We start from the raw sequence: 18,770 nt of genomic DNA, 5'->3' as shown, positions 1-18,770 counted from the left end.
CCGGTTTTTTTATGGGCGGGTTATCAGTTCCAATGCAGATATCTGTGGCGAGGGAGCCACAAGCGCCGGATCTGGCGCCGGTGTCAGTCGTCGAAATCCTGCCAGCCGCCCATCTCCTTCCAGCGATTGACGATGCCGCAGAACAGCTCGGCAGTTTTCTCAGTGTCATAGCGGGCCGAGTGGGCTTCGCGGCCATCGAAATCGATGTCGGCTGCCTGGCAGGCCTTCGCCAATACCGTCTGGCCGTACGCCAGGCCCGCGAGGGTTGCGGTGTCGAAGCTGGAAAACGGATGGAACGGGTTGCGCTTCATATCCAACCGCGCAACGGCGGCATTGAGAAAGCCCAAGTCAAAGCTGCTGTTGTGACCGACCAGGATCGCACGCTTGCAACCGTTGGCTTTCAGCGCCTTGCGCACGCCACGGAAGATGTCGGTCAGCGCGGTTTCCTCGCTGACCGCCATGCGCAGCGGGTGATCAAGCTTGATCCCGGTGAATTCCAGTGCGGCGGCTTCGACGTTGGCGCCTTCGAACGGTTCGACGCGGAAGAAATAGGTGTGGTCAGGGAACACGAAGCCTTTTTCGTCCATGCCGATGGTCGTCGCGGCGATTTCCAGCAGCGCATCGGTGGCGGAGTTGAAGCCGCCGGTTTCCACGTCGACCACCACCGGCAGATAGCCCCGGAAACGAGCGGCCATGGGATGGCGAGCGCCCCCGGAACCGGCGTTGCCGTCCAGTTCGTCGTCGAAATGATCTTCACTCACGCGTTTTCCTCCAGCAGGCGCCAGCGCAGTTTTTCACCGGCGCGCAGCGGGATGACAGTCAGCTCGCCAAAGGGCAGGCTGGCGGGGGCGGTCCACTCGTCGCGGACCAGGGTAATACGATCGGTGTTCACCGGCAGGCCATAGAAACGCGGGCCGTGCACGCTGGCGAAACCTTCGAGCTTGTCCAGCGCATTGCGCTGATCGAACGCCTCGGCGTACATCTCGATGGCGGCGTAGGCGGTGTAGCACCCGGCGCAACCGCAAGCGGCTTCCTTGGCGTGACGGGCGTGGGGCGCCGAGTCCGTGCCGAGGAAAAACTTGGCGCTGCCGCTGGTGGCGGCGTCGAGCAAGGCTTCCTGATGGGTGTTGCGCTTGAGGATCGGCAGGCAATAGAAGTGCGGCCGGATGCCGCCCACCAGCATGTGGTTGCGGTTGTATAGCAGGTGATGCGCAGTGATCGTCGCGCCGACATTGGCCGGGGCTTCGTTGACGAACTGCACGGCATCGCCGGTGGTGATGTGCTCGAAGACCACCTTGAGCGTCGGGAAACGCTCCACGACGCGACGCATATGCTCGTCGATGAAGATTTTCTCGCGGTCGAACACGTCAACATCGCTGCGGGTGACTTCACCGTGGATCAGAAGGGGCATCCCGACTTCAGCCATGGCTTCCAGCGCCGGGAAAATCTTGTCGATGCTCGTGACGCCGGAATCCGAGTTGGTGGTGGCGCCAGCCGGGTACAACTTGGCCGCGTGGACGAAACCGCTGGTCTTGGCCTCGCGTATTTCCTCGGGCTGGGTGCGATCGGTGAGATAAAGCACCATCAGTGGCTCGAAGCGGCTGCCAGCCGGGCGCGCGGCGAGGATGCGCTGGCGATAGCCATCAGCCTCGACAGCGTTACGCACGGGCGGAACCAGGTTAGGCATGATGATTGCGCGCCCGAAGGTGCGCGCGACATCGGCGACGGTATGGGTCAACACAGCACCATCGCGAAGATGAATATGCCAGTCGTCGGGACGCAGCAGGGTCAGGCGGTCGGACATGGGGGGCTTCCAGGCGGGTCAAACTCTGGGGAATGCTACCGGAAAAGACCGATGCGGGCACCCGCTATCAAGTTTTGGCGCAAGTGACCGATAGCCCCTTCAGGTGTGCCACGATTCCGTGCGGTGTCTCGGACAGGCGTCATGCCACGTGTTTTTCGATTTCCGTATAAATGCCAGTGGAGCCTCCCGTGCGCCAGCGTTATCTAGCCTTGCTCAGTGTGTTTGCCAGCCTTCCCGCGATGGCGCTCACTTTCCAGACCCGTCTGGAGAGCATCGAGTGGACGGTCGAAGGCGACAAGTTCGAGTGCCGGCTGAGCCAGCCGATCACCGATTTCGGTAGCGGCGAGTTCGTGCGCCGGGCAGGCGAGCAGGCCACGTTCCGGCTCAAGGCCTATAACCCGATGATGGGTGGCGGCTCCGCGACGTTGCTGGCGGCTGCGGCGCCTTGGCAGCCAGGGCGAGGTGACATCAACCTGGGCTCGGTCAGGATCGGCAGCGGCGATGTGCTGTTCGACAGCTCCCAGGTGCAGGCGGGCCGTCTGATCAGCGGGTTGCTGGAGGGGCGTAGCCCTGTGGTCCGACGTAATACCGAGGACGGCCGGGTATCGGAGGTCCGCCTGTTGCCTGTGCGCTTCAACAAGGCTTTCAGCGATTATCAAGGCTGCGTGGCGAAACTGTTACCGAAGAACTTCGAGCAGATCAAGCAAACCCAGATCGGCTTTCCCGGCGAGGGGATTGAACTCGATGCCCAAGCCAAGGCGCAGTTGCAGGTCATGCTTGACTTCATCAAGGCTGACCCGAGCGTCAATCATGTCGAACTCGACGGCCATTCCGACAACAGTGGCAACCGTTTGACCAATCGTGAATTGTCGCGCCGCCGTGCACTGGCGGTCATGGATTTCTTCAAGGCCAACGGTTTCCAGGAGTCCCAATTCACCGTACGTTTCCACGGTGAGCGTTATCCCCTCGTCTCTAATACCAACGCCGCCAATCGAGCCAAGAACCGGCGTGTGGTCGTGCAGCTGGCGCGTGTGACGGCGACTCAAGCTCCGACGCTACAACCGACGACACCGCCAGCGACGCCGCCTGCCGCACCGGCAGGGGCGCCTGGCAAGGTTCCGGCGCCGGTCGCTCCCACCAAAACTGCAGCCCCCGCTGCGGCGACGGCGCGAACCTCCTGATCCTGCACTGATCGTCGCGCGCTCGACATAATCTGTCGCTTCGTCGTCATAAGCTGTCGCGCCCCTGTAAATTATTCGCGCTGGACGTTAGACTTCCCGGCTTTCCGTACAACCCGTGGAGTGATGGCATGGCGGACGTAAACAAGGTCGTTCTGGCGTATTCCGGCGGCCTGGACACTTCGGTGATCCTCAAGTGGCTGCAGGACACTTATAACTGCGAAGTGGTGACCTTCACCGCTGACCTGGGGCAGGGCGAAGAAGTCGAGCCTGCACGCGCCAAGGCTCAGGCCATGGGCGTCAAAGAGATCTACATCGACGATTTGCGCGAAGAGTTCGTCCGCGACTTCGTGTTCCCAATGTTCCGCGCCAACACTGTTTACGAAGGCGAGTACCTGTTGGGTACTTCTATTGCCCGTCCGCTGATTGCCAAGCGCCTGATCGAAATCGCCAACGAAACCGGCGCCGACGCCATTTCCCATGGCGCCACCGGCAAAGGCAACGACCAGGTGCGTTTCGAGCTGGGCGCCTACGCCCTCAAGCCGGGCGTGAAGGTCATTGCCCCGTGGCGTGAATGGGACTTGCTGTCCCGTGAAAAACTGATGGACTACGCCGAGAAGCACGCGATCCCGATCGAGCGCCACGGCAAGAAGAAGTCCCCGTACTCGATGGACGCCAACTTGCTGCACATCTCCTACGAAGGCGGCGTGCTGGAAGACACCTGGACCGAGCACGAAGAAGACATGTGGCGCTGGACCGTCTCCCCGGAGAAAGCCCCCGATACGCCTCAGTACCTGGAACTGACCTATCGCAACGGTGACATTGTCGCGCTGGATGGCGTGGAAATGAGCCCGGCGACCGTTCTGGCGACTCTGAATCGTATCGGCGGCGAACACGGCATTGGTCGTCTGGACATCGTCGAGAACCGCTATGTTGGCATGAAGTCCCGTGGCTGCTACGAAACCCCGGGTGGCACTATCATGCTGCGCGCGCACCGGGCGATTGAATCGATCACCCTGGACCGCGAAGTGGCTCACTTGAAAGACGAGTTGATGCCCAAGTACGCCAGCCTGATCTACACCGGCTACTGGTGGAGCCCGGAGCGTCTGATGCTGCAACAGATGATCGATGCCTCCCAGGCTCACGTGAATGGCGTCGTGCGGTTGAAGCTCTACAAAGGCAACGTGATCGTCACCGGACGCAAATCCGACGAGTCGTTGTTCGATGCGAACATCGCGACCTTCGAGGAAGACGGTGGGGCCTACAACCAGGCCGACGCGGCCGGTTTTATCAAGCTCAACGCCCTGCGCATGCGCATTGCGGCGAACAAGGGTCGTAAGTTGTTCTGATCCGGCTTAAAAAAAACGGCCTGCGATAAGCAGGCCGTTTTTTTATACATTCCTTCTAGCGCCCTCCCTTCCGGCTCATCCCCGAGATGACTCGATTTCCCAGTTGATACGGCAGATTATCTAGCAGAACGCCTGCGTTTTTTACCAGGTGAACGGCGTGGGCGATGGCTATCCCGGGAGGAGTCGTCCATGCTTTTCGTGAAATGCTTGCCCTTGCGGAAATCCGAAGGTGAATACAAAGAGCGGTAATTGAAGTTGAGCGTAGTGAAGAACAGAAGTAACAAGTAAAACGGAAAGCTGATCAGGAACCAAAGAAAGTATTCGCGATCCTGGTCATCCAGGAACGGCAGTGAAATGGCTGCGGTGCTTTCGGATAAAGTTGCGAATATGGCGATAAGGGTCAGGGGGTTGGTAACGGTTCTCAGTGGTGTGTTCATAGTTGATACTCATAAATAGTTTTATGCTCGAATATTGAGATTGATGGATTAAGTCTTGTTGCGTGCTTTGAAGCATTAAGAATATCGATGGTGCAGTTGTTTTGTTGTCAATTGGATAGAATCTTTTATACAGAAACTCATGCATCTGGGCGAAATTTTCGCTGTTGTCTATAAATAAATCAGTAACTATTTATGATAAATGGCTTTCTCCTGATGTTGCCGTCAGAGAAGTTTTTTCGGGAGAAGTCGCATTGTTCATAGGGTTTCCGGCTCGTCAGAATAAGCCGCATCATGGCTGTGGAAAAAATCGTGGCACATTATTTCTCAGGTTATTTGTAGGATTTTTCTGTATTGCTTGTAGGTTATGTCTTTCGGTGCGAGCGGTCATGGGGGGCGGCATGCCAAGGCCGAAATGACTAGGCTATTGTGCGTGCTCTAAAAACTCGAACAGCGAATTTGGATTTGCCCATGAATAAAGTGCTGATCGTGGATGATCATCCCGTCATTCGTCTTGCTGTACGTTTGCTAATGGAGCGCCATGGATATGAAGTTATCGCTGAAGCAGATAATGGCGTCGATGCGTTACAGATTGCCAGGGAACAAATGCCTGACATTGTCATCCTGGATATTGGGATCCCGAAATTGGATGGGTTGGAGGTCATCGCTCGTTTGACCGCCAATCCATCACCCTTGAAGGTATTAGTGCTGACTTCACAATCGCCCGGACATTTCTCTATGCGCTGCATGCAGACAGGTGCCGCCGGCTATGTTTGCAAACAACAGGATTTGACCGAGCTGTTAAGCGCAATAAAGGCGGTGCTGTCCGGCTACAGCTATTTCCCTAACCAAGCATTGCATACGGTTCGTTCAAGCCTTGGGAATGCCAGCGAGTCCGATATGGTTGATCGCCTGTCCGCAAGGGAAATGATGGTCCTTCAGGAACTGGCTCGCGGAAAGACCAACAAGGAAATAGCGGATGGGATGTTCCTGAGCAACAAGACCGTCAGCACCTACAAGACTCGCTTGTTGTTGAAACTCAATGCCCGCTCGCTGGTCGACCTGATCGAACTGGCACAGCGAAATGGCTTGGTGTGAGTTTCCGGCTACGCGTAATCAGTAAAAAGCCTCCATCAGGGAGGCTTTTACGTGTCAGAGATCAAAGTCATAATCGGCGAGTTGCTTCTCTAAGCGACGCTCTTCCAGCAGGTTATCGATGGTACGGCGTTTGCTCAGGTTGGTTTTCGCCACTTCCACGACCGCAGGTTCCGCGTCGTCAGCTTCGACGGCGATGAAATCGTCTTCTACATCCAATTGTTCTTTGCCAGTACTCATGGGTTCGACTCCAGGCTAAGAATGCCATTGGCGCTCCTTATATCGATAAACCACCGGCGGGTAAAAAAGATTTTTTCAATCGACTTATCAACAGGAGCAATAGCGCCTCAATCGTCCGATGTCTTGTGCTTGTATTCGCAGAGGTCTTCGATCCTGCAACTCCCGCAGCGTGGCTTGCGCGCCAGGCAAACGTAACGCCCGTGGAGGATGAGCCAGTGATGGGAATCCAGCAGGTATTCCTTGGGTACGAATTTCAGCAGCTTCGTCTCCACTTCCACCACATTTTTGCCCGGGGCCAAGCCGGTGCGGTTGCTGACGCGGAAAATGTGGGTATCGACCGCCATCGTCAACTGACGAAACGCCGTATTGAGGACCACGTTGGCAGTCTTGCGACCGACGCCCGGCAGGGCCTCCAGCTCCTCCCGAGTCTGTGGAATTTCCCCCCCGTGGCGCTCAATCAACAGGCGACAGGTTTCGATCACATTTTTTGCCTTGCTATTGAACAGCCCGATGGTCTTGATGTATTCGGACAGCCCTTCAACGCCAAGGGCATGGATCGCCTGTGGCGTATTGGCCACGGGGAAAAGTTTGGCGGTAGCCTTGTTGACGCCGACGTCGGTGGATTGGGCCGACAGGATCACCGCGATTAGCAACTCGAACGCAGAGGAATAAGCCAGTTCGGTTTTCGGCTCCGGGTTGTCTTCATGAAAACGACGAAATATTTCCAGGCGTTTTGCGGCGTTCATGGGCGCGGCGGTTCCTCTTGGGGTGATGGGGCTTTGATGGTTTTCCAGGCTTGGTAAGCCGCCAGTAGCAAGCCCAGCAGAATGAATCCGCCAGGGGCGAGCAGGGCCAGTGGGACGTCCCTGCCGATCAATTCCCGCAGAGCGCCCAGGGTGATGATCAACAGGCCAAACTGTCCCGCCAGCCTGAGATGGGCAGCCATGCGGGGCTCGACGATGGTTGCGTGCTCCAGCACTACGCAGCTCACGGCGATCCATCCGATATACAGGCTCAACACTCCGTGGTGCTCCAGCATCCAGGCCTCTGCAACAAGGCTTGCGCAAGCGGTCAGCGCCGCGGCCAGGACGATCGACGCAACAAGCCGTTGGTCGGCCGTGAGGCGTTGCCTCAGCAAAATCATTGTGCCGCCATGGGTGAAGCTGATCAGAACCCAGGCACACCATAGAAGCAGCGAATTGATCAGCGAGTCGCTTGCGCCCACCAGGGGGACGAGCACCAGCCCACGGGTCCAGGCCGCAGGTTTATTCATGATCAATCGTTCCTGTCAGCCGAGCCTTGTTTTCGTCGAAGTAACGCAGCGCGTCGTGTACAGCCTGGAGCACGGCCCGGGACGTGACCGTCGCGCCAGCCAGTTGATCGAATTGGCCCTGATCCTTTTTCAAGGCCCAGCCGTCATCGGTAGGCGCCTGGCGTGACTTTCCGTGAAAGGTTTGCAGCCAAGTGTTCGGCCAACCGGCAATTGCCGCGCCCAGGCCTGGAGTTTCCGACTGGCGCAGTGTTTTCACTCCCAGTAGTCGGCCTGTCGGGTCGATAGCGGTCAGCAGTTCGATGCTGCCTTCATAACCCAGTACTTGGCTGCGTAACAGCACTGCGCTGGGCCGGCCGGTGTGGGTCGCCAGGTAACCGCCCAGCAAGGTGCTGTGAGATAAAGTGACCGGAGCCGCGAGGACGGGCCGCTCCAGCGGCTGATTGTCGTAGCGGTCGGCCGGCAATACGTCGAGCAAGGTTTTGCTGGCTATCGCTTGTCGCTGGGCTTCGATGCGCCCGCTGGTATTGATTTGCATGACATACGTGGCGCCGATGCAAAGGCCGGTCAGTAGTATCAGGATTAAAATGCCCGTGACGTTTTTCATGTCACCGAACGCCTTTGTCGTGCCTCGGCGAAGCGGTCCAGCGCGGGCGCGCCGAGGTTCATCAACAACACCGCGAACGCCACGCCATCCGGGAAACCGCCCCAAGTGCGAATCAGATAGACCAGCAATCCTGCGCCGGCGCCGAACAACAGCCGGGCGAGCGGGGCCTTCGCGCCCGACACGGGTTCGGTGGCGATAAAAAACGCGCCCAGCATGGTGGCTCCGGTCAGCAGATGAAACAGTGGCGAGCCGTGGGAGTCCGAGCCCGAGCCGTTCCAGCACAGCAAGCTGATCGTGAACAAGCTGACAAGCATGCCCACCGGGGCGTGCCAACTGAATACCCTTTGTCGCAACAGAAACAGGCCTCCGGCGAGGAAGGCCAGGTTGATCCACTCGACACCGTGTCCACCCCAGCGACCGAACGCCGGGTTGCTGGCGAACAGCTCATCGATGGTCAGGCTTCTATTGATCTGCAGGCTGTCCAACGCTGTGGCTCCGGCCCACCCATCGGGCGCCTGGGCAATGCCGGCAACCTGCCGCAAGCCCTCGAGCAGGCCCATGCCGTGGAGCGACGGCCATTGGCTCACATACTGGGGAAACGCCACGAGCACCAGGGCATACCCCAACATCGCCGGGTTGAACGGATTGCTGCCGACTCCGCCCCATAAATGCTTGCCAAACAACAAGGCGCAGGCGACCGCTGTGACGATCAGCCACCAAGGGCAATACGCCGGCAAGGCCAAGGCCAGCAAGAGGGCGCTGACCCATGCGCTACCGTCGCTCAGGCCCGGCTTGAGTGGCCATCGCCGCAAACGCAACACCAACGCCTCGACCGCCAGTGCGGCGAGGCCTGACAACAGCAAGTTGAGCAGCACGCCCCAGCCGTAGACCCACACCGACACCAGCACTCCGGGCAGCGCCGCCAGCAGCACTTGCCGCATTGCTTGTCGCAGCCGTTCGTCCATCGGGTCAGGTAGCGGCATGAGCGTTCACTTGTCGTTCGGCGTCTTTTACGGCTTGCTCCAACGCTTGCAGTTGCTCTTGCGAGGTCGCGGCAGTCCGGGCCTTGCTCAGCTCTGCGCGACGCATCGCCAGTTGAATCTTGGCCCGCTTGAGCTCGGCGTCGTTTACTGGCTTGACGGCTGGCGCTGGAGCAACGGGGCAAGCGCTGTTTTCCAGTTGGGCCAGCACCTGCTCCGCCGTCTCGAACTGGCGTTGCAGGACGATCAGTTGCGACTGCTGCTCGAAGGTCGGCGGATGGCCGAACGCTTTCAAGGATTTGTTCAGTTGCGCCCGACTCATGGCCAAATCGATCTTGGCTTTTTTCAAGGCGGCATCGGCGCCGGCGGCTTTCTGCGCGCGCACTCGCTCCAGCGCGGCCTGCACCGGGTCAAGGGGCTGTGCCTCGGCTTGCTGGACGTTGCGCTGGGTCCGGGCGAGACGCTCGGCCTGGCGCTGCTCTTCTTCGCGACGCAGGCGCGCGTTGCGTTGTTCAAAGCGTCGGCGGGCGTGATTGCGCTTGGCGGTTCGGGCCTGCTGTTCCTCGACGCTAAAGGCCAAGCCGCCGACGACCGGCAATACGCTTGCCATCGGCAATGGCCGCATCTCGATACAGTCCACTGGGCAAGGCGCCACGCATAGATCGCAGCCGGTGCATTCGTCGACAAGCACCGTGTGCATCAACTTTGCCGCGCCGACAATCGCGTCCACCGGGCAGGCCTGGATGCATTTGGTGCAACCGATGCATTCGGCCTCCCGGATAAAGGCGAGCTGAGCCGGCGCCGAGCCGCGACTGACGTCCAGCTCGAGCACCGGGATCTTCATCAGCTCGGCCAGGGCCGCGATGGTCTCGCTACCGCCTGGCGGGCATTTATTGATTGGCTCACCCTGGGCGATGCCTTCGGCGTAAGGCTTGCAACCGGGATGGCCGCATTTACCGCATTGAGTCTGCGGGAGCAAGGCGTCGATACGTTGAATCAGGCTCATGTCTTGACCAGCCCGCGTAATCCGAGAAAGGCCACCGCCATCAGTCCGGCGCTGATCAACTGAATCGGCAGGCCTCGAAAAGGCTGGGGAATGTTGTTATCCAGGACTCGCTGGCGCAAGTCATCGAACAGACTCAATACCAGCCAGAAACCCAGCCCGGCGCCCAGGCTCGCGGCAATGGCCTGGCCCAAGCCTGATCCCTCCCGGCTGTTGAGCAGGGTGACACCCAATATGCCGGCGTTGCCGAGCAACATGGGCCACAGGCCGTCGAATGGCAACAAAGGAAACGTGCGTGCCAGCAGCCGCAACAACGGCCCGATCAGCAAGACGCTCAGGGGCAGCCACACGAATAACCGCAGCGACGCCAGGTCGGCCGGCACCAGCAGCCAATGCTCGATCAGATACCCCAAGGTCCCGACTATCAGCATCAGGCATGCCGTCGCCAGGCCCAGGGCATGGACTTGGTTTCTGCCCTCGGCTGCCAAGAGCGGATCGACACCCAGCGGCCAATGCAACACAAGGTTGTTGATCAGGGCCGCGCTCAACAGGGGCAAGAGGATTTCGGTCATGGGTATTGGGTGACAGTGCCTGTTACAAGAGTAGGCATTATCCGGCACGCCGTGAGAGTGGGCCAGATATGAAAATCCCACAGTCGCTCGACAGCCACTGTGGGATCGGTGCAGCGCGCCGTGGTGTTATTTGATTCGTTGGCCCGGCTTGGCACCGCTGTCCGGGCTCAGCAGGTAGATTTCCTCGCCGCCGGGGCCAGCCGCCATCACCATGCCTTCCGAAATACCGAAGCGCATTTTGCGCGGCTTGAGGTTGGCGATCATCATCGTCAGCCGGCCTTCGAGCTTGGCAGGATCCGGGTACGCACTCTTGATGCCGGAGAACACGTTGCGTTGCTCATCGCCGATGTCCAGGGTCAGGCGCAGCAACTTGTCGGCGCCTTCGACGGCTTCAGCCTTGATGATCAGCGCCACGCGCAAGTCGATGGCGGCGAACGCATCGAAATCGATTTCCGGCGACAACGGATCCTTGGCCAGCTCGCCGTTGCCAGCAGGGCCGCCGGTGTCGGTCTGGCTGGCCGCCAGGTCTTCCTTGGAGGCGTCGATCATCGCTTGTACCTTGGTTGGGTCGATCCGGGTCATCAACGGCTTGAACTCGTTCAACTGATGGTTGCTCAGCAGAGTCTGGTGATCGTTCCAGGTCAGTGGCGCGACGTTCAGGAACGCTTCGGCATCGGCGGCCAGCAGCGGCAGCACCGGCTTGAGGAAAATCACCAACTGGCGGAACAGGTTGATGCCCAGGGCGCAGATCGCCTGGACTTCGTCCTGCTTGCCGTCCTGCTTGGCCAGTGACCACGGTGCCTTGTCGGCGATCCAGGCGTTGGCACGGTCGGCCAGCCCCATGATTTCGCGCATGGCACGGGCGAAGTCGCGGCCCTCGTAGGCTTCGGCGATGCTTGGCGCGGCGGCCAGGAAGGCATCGGTCAGCTCCGGGGCGGCATTGCCCGCCACCAGCACACCGGCGTTGCCTTTGTGGATGAAACCGGCGCAACGGCTGGCAATGTTGACGACCTTGCCCACGAGGTCGGAGTTGACCTTCTGCACGAAGTCTTCGAGATTCAGGTCCAGGTCGTCGACGCCACGGCCCAGCTTGGCCGCGTAGTAGTAGCGCAGGTATTCCGGCGACAGGTGGTCCAGGTAAGTCCGCGCCTTGATGAAGGTGCCGCGGGACTTGGACATTTTCTGGCCATTGACGGTCAGGTAGCCATGGACGTTGATGCCGGTCGGCTTGCGGAAACCGGCGCCTTCCAGCATGGCGGGCCAGAACAGCGCGTGGAAGTTGACGATGTCCTTGCCGATGAAGTGATACACCTCGGCCGTGGAGTCCTTTGCCCAGAACGCATCGAAGTCCAGCTCCGGGGTGCGGTCGCAAAGGTTCTTGAAGCTCGCCATGTAGCCGATGGGCGCATCCAGCCACACGTAGAAATACTTGCCGGGCTCGCCGGGAATCTCGAAGCCGAAATACGGCGCATCGCGGGAAATGTCCCACTCTTGCAGGCCAGAGTCGAGCCACTCGGCGAGCTTGTTGGCCACGGCGTCCTGCAACGTGCCGCTGCGGGTCCAGGTTTGCAGCATCTGCTGGAAATCCGGCAGCTTGAAGAAGAAATGCTGGGAGTCCCTGAGCACCGGGGTAGCTCCAGAAATCGCCGATTTCGGGTCCTTCAGGTCGGTCGGTGCGTAAGTGGCGCCACATTTTTCACAATTGTCGCCGTACTGGTCTTCGGTGCCGCATTTCGGGCAGGTGCCCTTGATGAAACGGTCGGCCAGGAACATTTTCTTTTCCGGGTCGAAGTACTGCGTGACCGAACGGGTCGAAATGTGCCCGGCATCACGCAGCTTCAAATAGATCTGGCTCGACAGCTCACGGTTTTCTTCGGCGTGAGTGGAGTGGAAGTTGTCGAAGTCCACCAGGAACTCGGCAAAGTCGGCGCTATGTTCAGCCTGGACGTTGGCGATCAGTTGCTCCGGGGTGATGCCTTCTTTTTCCGCGCGCAACATGATGGCCGAACCGTGGGCGTCGTCGGCGCAGACGTAGATGCATTGGTTGCCGCGATGTTTCTGGAAGCGCGTCCACATATCGGTCTGGATGTATTCCAGCATATGGCCGAGGTGAATCGAACCATTGGCATAGGGCAGGGCGCTGGTGACGAGGATCTTGCGTGGCTCGGACATGGGGCTCGGCTACTTGATGAAACGGAGGTCGGCCACTATAAAGCGCTGGCGGCTTTTTTTCACCCTTCGGGGCTGTTTCAGAGTGCTGCGCGGTTGTGGCGAGGGAGCTTGCTCCCGCTGGGTCGGTCCGACGCTTCGGGCGAAGCCGCCCCAAAGCTTTCAGCCTGGCATGCAGGCGAACTGCGTCAGCCCCATTGCGACTGCTGCGCAGTCGAGCGGGAGCAAGCTCCCTCGCCACAAGAGCGTTTGTCGTCCTTAATCGGGTCGCCACGACAGCATGCGCGGCGTAGGATAGCGGCCTGTTTTCAAGTCTTGCTATCGGAGTTGCCCATGAGCGCCGTCAATCGCGCAGCGGTGGAAGCCGTTCTTCGCCAATACACCGACCCCTACCTGAACCAGGACCCGGTCAGCGCCGGATGTGTGCGCGCCATCGATATCCAGGGGGACCGCGTCAGTGTCCAGCTGGAAATCGGCTACGCCGCCGATCTGTTCAAGAGCGGTTGGGCGCAAATGCTGCAGATGGCGATCGAGGGCCTGGACGGCGTGACAGCCGCAAAGGTCCAGGTCAACAGCGTGATTGCCGCCCACAAGGCCCAGGCGCAAGTACCAGGGCTGGCCAACGTCAAGAATGTGATCGCCGTGGCGTCGGGCAAGGGCGGCGTCGGCAAGTCCACCACCGCCGCCAACCTGGCCCTGGCCTTGGCACGTGAAGGGGCGAGGGTCGGTATTCTCGATGCCGACATCTACGGCCCTAGCCAGGGCATCATGTTCGGCGTCGCCGAAGGCACGCGACCCCAGGTCAAGGACCAGAAGTGGTTCGTGCCGATCCAGTCCCACGGCGTGGAAGTCATGTCCATGGCGTTCCTGACCGACGACAACACGCCAATGGTCTGGCGCGGCCCGATGGTTTCGGGCGCCTTGCTGCAGTTGGTCACGCAAACCGCGTGGGGCGACCTGGATTACCTGGTAATCGACATGCCGCCGGGCACCGGTGACATCCAGCTGACCCTGGCACAGAAAGTCCCGGTGGCGGGCGCGGTGATCGTCACCACACCTCAAGACCTGGCCTTGCTGGACGCTCGCAAGGGCGTGGAGATGTTCCGCAAAGTGAACATCCCGGTGCTGGGCGTGGTGGAAAACATGGCCGTGCACATCTGCTCGAACTGCGGACACGCCGAGCATCTGTTCGGTGAAGGCGGTGGTGAAAAACTGGCAACCCAGTACGGCGTTGAGCTACTGGCCTCGCTACCGCTGTCGATGCTGATCCGCGAACAGGCCGATGGCGGCAAGCCAACCGTCATCGCCGAGCCGGATAGCCAGATCGCCATGGTCTATCAAGAGTTGGCCCGCCACGTGGGTGCGCGGATCGTGTTGCAGGAAGCGGCGACGCCGGCGATGCCGAACATTACCGTCAGCGACGATTGATGACAGGCTGATCAGAGAGGGAAGCGAGCCAGCGCGCTTCCCTCTGCCGTGATGTCAGATCCGCAGCCCGCCGTCCATTTCCAGGATGCGCCCGGTGTAGTAATCGTTCTCGAAAATATAGGCGGCTGAATGGGCGATTTCTTCGGGCTTGCCCATGCGCTTGAGCGGAATCGCGGACGTCATTTTTTCCAGGGCCTCGGGCTTCATGCCCAGCGTCATCTCGGTTTCGATGAAGCCCGGTGCGATACCCGCCACGCGAATACCGTAGCGCGCCAGTTCCTTGGCCCAGGTCACGGTGGCGGCCGCCACGCCGGCCTTGGCGGCCGAGTAGTTGGTCTGGCCGACATTGCCGGCACGGGAGATCGACGAGATATTGATGATCGCGCCGTTGTTTTTCAGCTCGACCATTTTCGCCGCCACTTCACGGGTGCACAGGAACACGCCGGTGAGGTTGACATCGATCACGGCCTGCCATTGGGCCAGGCTCATCTTGGTCATTTCGCCGTCCTTGACCTTGAGCAGCAGGCCATCACGCAGGATCCCGGCGTTGTTGATCAGCCCATGGATCGCGCCGAAGTCATCGGCGGCCCGGGCGACCATGTCGATCACTTGGTCTTCATTGGCTACGTTGCACAGGTAGGCACGCGCCTCGACACCCTTGGCTGTGCAGGCGGCAACGGCCTGGTCGAGTTTTTCCTGGTTGAGGTCCACCAACGCCAGCTTCGCGCCTTTGCCCGCGAAATACTCGGCCATGGAGCGGCCCAGACCCTGGCAACCGCCAGTGATAATGATTACTTTGTCAGTGAGTTGCATTCTCATGTCCAGATGGCACAGCGGTGGAGGGACTCTTCGGGCGGCCTCTCGATTGCGACGGGTTAGCCCGTTTGCACACGAGAATTGTCCCCTGGTGTGTCGGAACATTACTCCAGTCACCTGACCGTTTTCTAGACGGATTTCATAAAAGGAGTCATAAATTGAGCGTTGAAGCTACCAAGCATGCCCGCGAACTGCTGCTCAAGGAATACCGTGGAATGCTCTCCACTCATTCCAAATCCATGCCCGGCTTTCCGTTCGGCTCCGTGGTCCCGTATTGCCTGGATGAGCAAGGCCGGCCGTTGATTCTGATCAGCCGGATCGCCCAGCACACGCACAACCTGCAAAAAGACCCCAAGTGCTCGATGCTGGTGGGCGAGCGGGGCGCCGAGGATGTGCAGGCCGTGGGACGCCTGACTTACCTGGCCGAAGCTCGAAAACTCGAAGACAGTGCCGCCATCGAAGCTGCCGCCGAGCGTTATTACCGCTACTTTCCTGACTCGCAGAACTACCACAAGGCCCATGACTTCGATTTCTGGGCGCTCGAGCCGGTGCGTCATCGCTACATCGGCGGCTTTGGCGCCATTCACTGGGTCGACCAGCTCACCCTGGCCAACCCCTTTGCCGGCAAAGCCGAAGCCAGCATGATTGAGCACATGAACGCCGATCACGCCAAGGCCATCGCCCATTACGTGGAGCTGGCCGGCCTGCCGAAAAGCGAACCGGCGCAACTTGTAGGCATCGACAGCGAAGGCATGCACCTGCGCATCGGGCAGGGCCTGCACTGGCTGGCGTTTCCCACGCCTTGCAACACGCCGACACAAGTGCGCGAAGCCTTGGTTTATCTGGCCCACGCCGAACAATGGCCAAAAAATGCCGAGGTTGACGCTTGAATTCACGAAAGGGCGACGTCATTTAGGTTTTCATAGCAAGGCATTCTTGCGTTGAGGAACCTTTTGATGCGCCCTTTTTTGTTGCTCTTTCTGCTATTCCCGGTGTTGGAGCTGTTCGTATTCGTCAAGGTCAGCGGTGCGATCGGGTTTTTCCCGGCGCTGCTGCTGGTCATTCTCGGCTCGATGCTTGGCGTGTTCGTGCTGCGCATTGCCGGCCTTGCCACGGCGCTGCGTGCCCGTGAAAGCCTGAGTCGGGGCGAGCTGCCTGCGCAGACCATGCTCGAGGGCCTGATGCTCGCCCTGGGTGGCGGTCTGTTGATCCTGCCTGGCTTCATCAGCGATGTGCTGGGCCTGGTCATGTTGTTGCCAATCACCCGTCGGTTGCTGGCCAATAAAATGCGTCGGCGCGCCGAGGAACAGGCGATGCACCAGCGGGCCTTCGCCGACGACCTGCAGCCACGCGGCGGGCCGGCTCCGCGAGAACCCCTGGGCCGCGAGCCCAACGTGATCGAAGGCGAATTCGAACACCGCGATCCCAAGTAGCTTTTCAGTGACACGGCAGTCGATGCCACGGCACCTTCGGGTGCCGTGTTCGTTTTGCTCGTTAAGTAAAAAATTTCACCTGCGGCCCTTGTAATCGGCTTGTACGCCCTTATGTATGGGTCACCGCAAGGTTTCCGGTGGCAACACCGGACAGACTTCCGCGGTTCGCTTGACGAACCGCACCCGGCACCGCCGGATCCGTAAACCCGCCGGGACTACACCGGCCGATGAAAACCACAATTAGGAGAGATCGACAATGAAGCTTCGTCCTCTGCATGACCGCGTCGTCGTCCGTCGCAGCGAAGAAGAAAAGAAAACCGCTGGCGGTATCGTCCTGCCAGGTTCGGCTGCCGAAAAGCCAAACCAGGGTGAAGTCCTCGCTGTAGGCCCAGGCAAAGCCCTGGAAAACGGTGAAGTACGTGCGCTGTCCGTGAAAGTGGGTGACAAGGTTGTGTTCGGCCCTTACTCCGGCAGCAACACAGTGAAAGTCGACGGTGAAGACCTGCTGGTTATCGGCGAAAGCGAAATCCTCGCTGTTGTCGAAGGCTGATTCCCCGCTCATTTTCCCGCTACTACAAAGTATTTAAGGAATATCGATCATGGCTGCTAAAGAAGTTAAATTCGGCGATTCCGCCCGCAAGAAAATGCTCGCCGGTGTCAACGTCCTGGCTGACGCAGTAAAAGCGACCCTGGGCCCGAAAGGCCGTAACGTGATCATCGAGAAGAGCTTCGGCGCTCCGACCATCACCAAGGACGGCGTATCCGTAGCCAAGGAAATCGAGCTGAAAGATCGCTTCGAAAACATGGGCGCGCAGCTGGTCAAAGACGTTGCCTCCCGTGCCAACGATGACGCCGGCGACGGTACCACCACCGCTACCGTACTGGCTCAGTCGATCGTCAACGAGGGCCTGAAAGCCGTCGCTGCCGGCATGAACCCGATGGACCTCAAGCGCGGTATCGACAAGGCGACCATCGCCATCGTCAAGGAACTGAAGGGTCTGGCCAAGCCTTGCGCTGACTCCAAGGCTATCGCCCAGGTAGGTACCATTTCCGCCAACTCCGACAACTCCATCGGCGACATCATTGCCGAAGCCATGGAAAAAGTCGGCAAGGAAGGCGTGATCACTGTTGAAGAAGGCTCGGGCCTGGAAAACGAACTGTCGGTCGTAGAAGGCATGCAGTTCGACCGTGGCTACCTGTCCCCTTACTTCGTCAACAAGCCGGACACCATGGTTGCCGAGCTGGACAGCCCGCTGATCCTGCTGGTCGACAAGAAGATCTCCAACATTCGCGAAATGCTGCCAGTGCTGGAAGCCGTTGCCAAAGCCGGCCGCCCACTGCTGATCGTGGCTGAAGACGTCGAAGGCGAAGCCTTGGCGACCCTGGTCGTGAACAACATGCGTGGCATCGTCAAAGTCGCAGCCGTCAAGGCTCCAGGCTTCGGCGACCGTCGCAAGGCCATGCTGCAGGACATCGCCGTACTGACCGGCGGTACCGTTATCTCCGAAGAGATCGGCCTGAGCCTGGAAAGCACTACCCTGGAGCACCTGGGTAACGCCAAGCGCGTAATCCTCTCCAAGGAAAACACCACCGTGATCGACGGTGCTGGCAACGACGCCGACATCCAGGCTCGTGTCACCCAGATCCGCGCACAAGTGGCCGAGACTTCGTCCGACTACGACCGTGAAAAACTGCAAGAACGCCTGGCCAAGCTGTCCGGCGGTGTTGCTGTCATCAAGGTTGGCGCCGGTTCCGAAGTTGAAATGAAAGAGAAGAAAGCCCGCGTTGAAGACGCCCTGCACGCGACCCGCGCAGCCGTCGAAGAAGGCGTGGTGCCTGGCGGCGGCGTGGCACTGGTTCGTGCCCTGCAAGCCATCAGCGAGCTGAAAGGCGACAACGATGACCAGAACGTGGGCATCCAGTTGCTGCGTCGCGCTGTTGAAGCGCCTCTGCGCCAGATCGTTGCCAACTCCGGCGACGAGCCAAGCGTAGTGGTCGACAAGGTCAAGCAGGGTTCGGGTAACTACGGTTACAACGCTGCTACCGGCGAATACGGCGACATGATCGAAATGGGTATCCTGGACCCAGCCAAAGTGACTCGTTCGGCTCTGCAAGCGGCTTCGTCGATTGCCAGCCTGATGATCACCACCGAGGCGATGATCGCTGAGATCAAGGACGACGCTCCAGCTGGCGGCGGCATGCCAGACATGGGCGGCATGGGTGGCATGGGCGGCATGATGTAAGCCAGCCTTACCCCTGTAGCGAAAAACCCCGCCTGCGAAAGCAGGCGGGGTTTTTTAATGCGTGCGCCAGGCATGGCGCGTTGCGCGTAAGCGCAACCAGCTTGGCTGTGGTGGCCACGCTGGTGACTTGGAGGTGAAAGTCCTCTACA

General features: G+C 59.7%; 19 protein-coding genes and 1 pseudogene. 8 read left to right on the top strand and 12 right to left on the bottom strand.

Going from position 1 to position 18,770, the window contains the following annotated elements; translation table 11 throughout:
- Window positions 1–83: 83 nt before the first annotated feature.
- The gene (gene rnt / locus HU806_RS12255; RefSeq protein ID WP_186611625.1) at window positions 84–761 is read right to left on the bottom strand and encodes a ribonuclease T; all 678 of its coding nucleotides are present in this window, start codon (window positions 759–761) and stop codon (window positions 84–86) included.
- Window positions 758–1,804, bottom strand: a complete 1,047-nt coding sequence (gene pyrC, locus HU806_RS12250; RefSeq protein WP_186611624.1) for a dihydroorotase — start codon at window positions 1,802–1,804, stop codon at window positions 758–760. The genes rnt and pyrC overlap by 4 nt, the downstream gene beginning before the upstream one ends.
- 188 nt (window positions 1,805–1,992) lie before the next feature.
- Here pyrC and HU806_RS12245 point away from each other — a divergent pair, with 188 nt between their 5' ends.
- Both HU806_RS12245 and HU806_RS12240 read left to right on the top strand, forming a co-directional pair.
- Window positions 1,993–2,985: an OmpA family protein gene (locus HU806_RS12245; RefSeq protein WP_186611623.1), complete on the top strand. Its 993-nt coding sequence runs from the start codon at window positions 1,993–1,995 to the stop codon at window positions 2,983–2,985.
- A gap of 128 nt (window positions 2,986–3,113) precedes the next feature.
- Window positions 3,114–4,331, top strand: coding sequence for an argininosuccinate synthase (locus HU806_RS12240; protein WP_003204943.1), 1,218 nt, complete (start codon window positions 3,114–3,116; stop codon window positions 4,329–4,331).
- A gap of 146 nt (window positions 4,332–4,477) precedes the next feature.
- On the opposite strand, the pseudogene HU806_RS12235 reads toward HU806_RS12240, so the two are convergent.
- A pseudogene (locus HU806_RS12235) lies at window positions 4,478–4,768 on the bottom strand (hypothetical protein); the annotation flags it as partial.
- Between the two features lie 468 nt (window positions 4,769–5,236).
- Here HU806_RS12235 and HU806_RS12230 point away from each other — a divergent pair.
- Complete coding sequence (locus HU806_RS12230) at window positions 5,237–5,863, top strand: response regulator transcription factor (protein WP_186611622.1); 627 nt, start codon at window positions 5,237–5,239, stop codon at window positions 5,861–5,863.
- Between the two features lie 54 nt (window positions 5,864–5,917).
- On the opposite strand, the gene HU806_RS12225 is transcribed toward HU806_RS12230, so the two are convergent.
- The 8 genes from HU806_RS12225 to metG form a co-directional block, all read right to left on the bottom strand.
- A complete protein-coding gene (locus HU806_RS12225; protein WP_186611621.1) occupies window positions 5,918–6,100 on the bottom strand; it encodes a PA3496 family putative envelope integrity protein in 183 nt (60 codons plus the stop codon).
- Between the two features lie 107 nt (window positions 6,101–6,207).
- A complete protein-coding gene (gene nth, locus HU806_RS12220; protein WP_186611620.1) occupies window positions 6,208–6,846 on the bottom strand; it encodes an endonuclease III in 639 nt (212 codons plus the stop codon).
- Entirely contained in the window at window positions 6,843–7,373 is a 531-nt protein-coding gene (locus HU806_RS12215) for an Rnf-Nqr domain containing protein (protein WP_186611619.1), read from the bottom strand. Before HU806_RS12215 ends, nth begins: the two co-directional genes overlap by 4 nt.
- On the bottom strand, window positions 7,366–7,977 hold the full coding sequence (locus HU806_RS12210) for an RnfABCDGE type electron transport complex subunit G (RefSeq protein WP_186611618.1): 612 nt from the start codon (window positions 7,975–7,977) through the stop codon (window positions 7,366–7,368). The genes HU806_RS12215 and HU806_RS12210 overlap by 8 nt, the downstream gene beginning before the upstream one ends.
- Window positions 7,974–8,960, bottom strand: coding sequence for an RnfABCDGE type electron transport complex subunit D (locus tag HU806_RS12205; protein ID WP_186611617.1), 987 nt, complete (start codon window positions 8,958–8,960; stop codon window positions 7,974–7,976). The genes HU806_RS12210 and HU806_RS12205 overlap by 4 nt, the downstream gene beginning before the upstream one ends.
- Window positions 8,947–9,963, bottom strand: a complete 1,017-nt coding sequence (gene rsxB / locus HU806_RS12200) for an electron transport complex subunit RsxB (protein WP_186611616.1) — start codon at window positions 9,961–9,963, stop codon at window positions 8,947–8,949. The genes HU806_RS12205 and rsxB overlap by 14 nt, the downstream gene beginning before the upstream one ends.
- A complete protein-coding gene (locus tag HU806_RS12195; RefSeq protein WP_186611615.1) occupies window positions 9,960–10,532 on the bottom strand; it encodes an Rnf-Nqr domain containing protein in 573 nt (190 codons plus the stop codon). Before HU806_RS12195 ends, rsxB begins: the two co-directional genes overlap by 4 nt.
- Before the next feature lie 126 nt (window positions 10,533–10,658).
- Window positions 10,659–12,704 carry a methionine--tRNA ligase gene (gene metG, locus HU806_RS12190; RefSeq protein ID WP_186611614.1) on the bottom strand — a complete coding sequence of 682 codons (2,046 nt, stop codon included), beginning with the start codon at window positions 12,702–12,704 and terminating at the stop codon, window positions 10,659–10,661.
- 330 nt (window positions 12,705–13,034) lie between these two features.
- On the opposite strand from metG, the gene apbC reads away from it, so the two are divergent.
- Window positions 13,035–14,129, top strand: coding sequence for an iron-sulfur cluster carrier protein ApbC (apbC, locus tag HU806_RS12185; RefSeq protein WP_186611613.1), 1,095 nt, complete (start codon window positions 13,035–13,037; stop codon window positions 14,127–14,129).
- A gap of 54 nt (window positions 14,130–14,183) precedes the next feature.
- Here the strand turns inward: apbC and HU806_RS12180 are convergent, their stop codons facing one another.
- Window positions 14,184–14,942 (bottom strand): SDR family oxidoreductase, encoded by a 759-nt coding sequence (locus HU806_RS12180; RefSeq protein ID WP_186611612.1) that lies wholly within the window; start codon window positions 14,940–14,942, stop codon window positions 14,184–14,186.
- A gap of 161 nt (window positions 14,943–15,103) precedes the next feature.
- On the opposite strand from HU806_RS12180, the gene HU806_RS12175 reads away from it, so the two are divergent.
- The 4 genes from HU806_RS12175 to groL all read left to right on the top strand — a co-directional run bounded on the left by HU806_RS12175 (window position 15,104) and on the right by groL (window position 18,621).
- Window positions 15,104–15,835: a HugZ family pyridoxamine 5'-phosphate oxidase gene (locus HU806_RS12175; protein ID WP_186611611.1), complete on the top strand. Its 732-nt coding sequence runs from the start codon at window positions 15,104–15,106 to the stop codon at window positions 15,833–15,835.
- A gap of 66 nt (window positions 15,836–15,901) precedes the next feature.
- The gene (locus HU806_RS12170) at window positions 15,902–16,378 is read left to right on the top strand and encodes an FxsA family protein (protein ID WP_186611610.1); all 477 of its coding nucleotides are present in this window, start codon (window positions 15,902–15,904) and stop codon (window positions 16,376–16,378) included.
- Window positions 16,379–16,634: 256 nt separating this feature from the next.
- Window positions 16,635–16,928, top strand: a complete 294-nt coding sequence (locus HU806_RS12165; RefSeq protein ID WP_024619193.1) for a co-chaperone GroES — start codon at window positions 16,635–16,637, stop codon at window positions 16,926–16,928.
- A gap of 49 nt (window positions 16,929–16,977) precedes the next feature.
- A complete protein-coding gene (gene groL, locus HU806_RS12160) occupies window positions 16,978–18,621 on the top strand; it encodes a chaperonin GroEL (protein ID WP_181288598.1) in 1,644 nt (547 codons plus the stop codon).
- The last annotated feature ends 149 nt before the right edge of the window (window positions 18,622–18,770 follow it).

This window comes from Pseudomonas sp. SWRI154 (genome assembly GCF_014268645.1).
GTDB classification, from domain to species: Bacteria; Pseudomonadota; Gammaproteobacteria; order Pseudomonadales; family Pseudomonadaceae; genus Aquipseudomonas; species Aquipseudomonas marvdashtae.
Note: the sequence above shows the minus strand (reverse complement) of the source record. Positions and strands in the feature narration are given on the sequence as shown.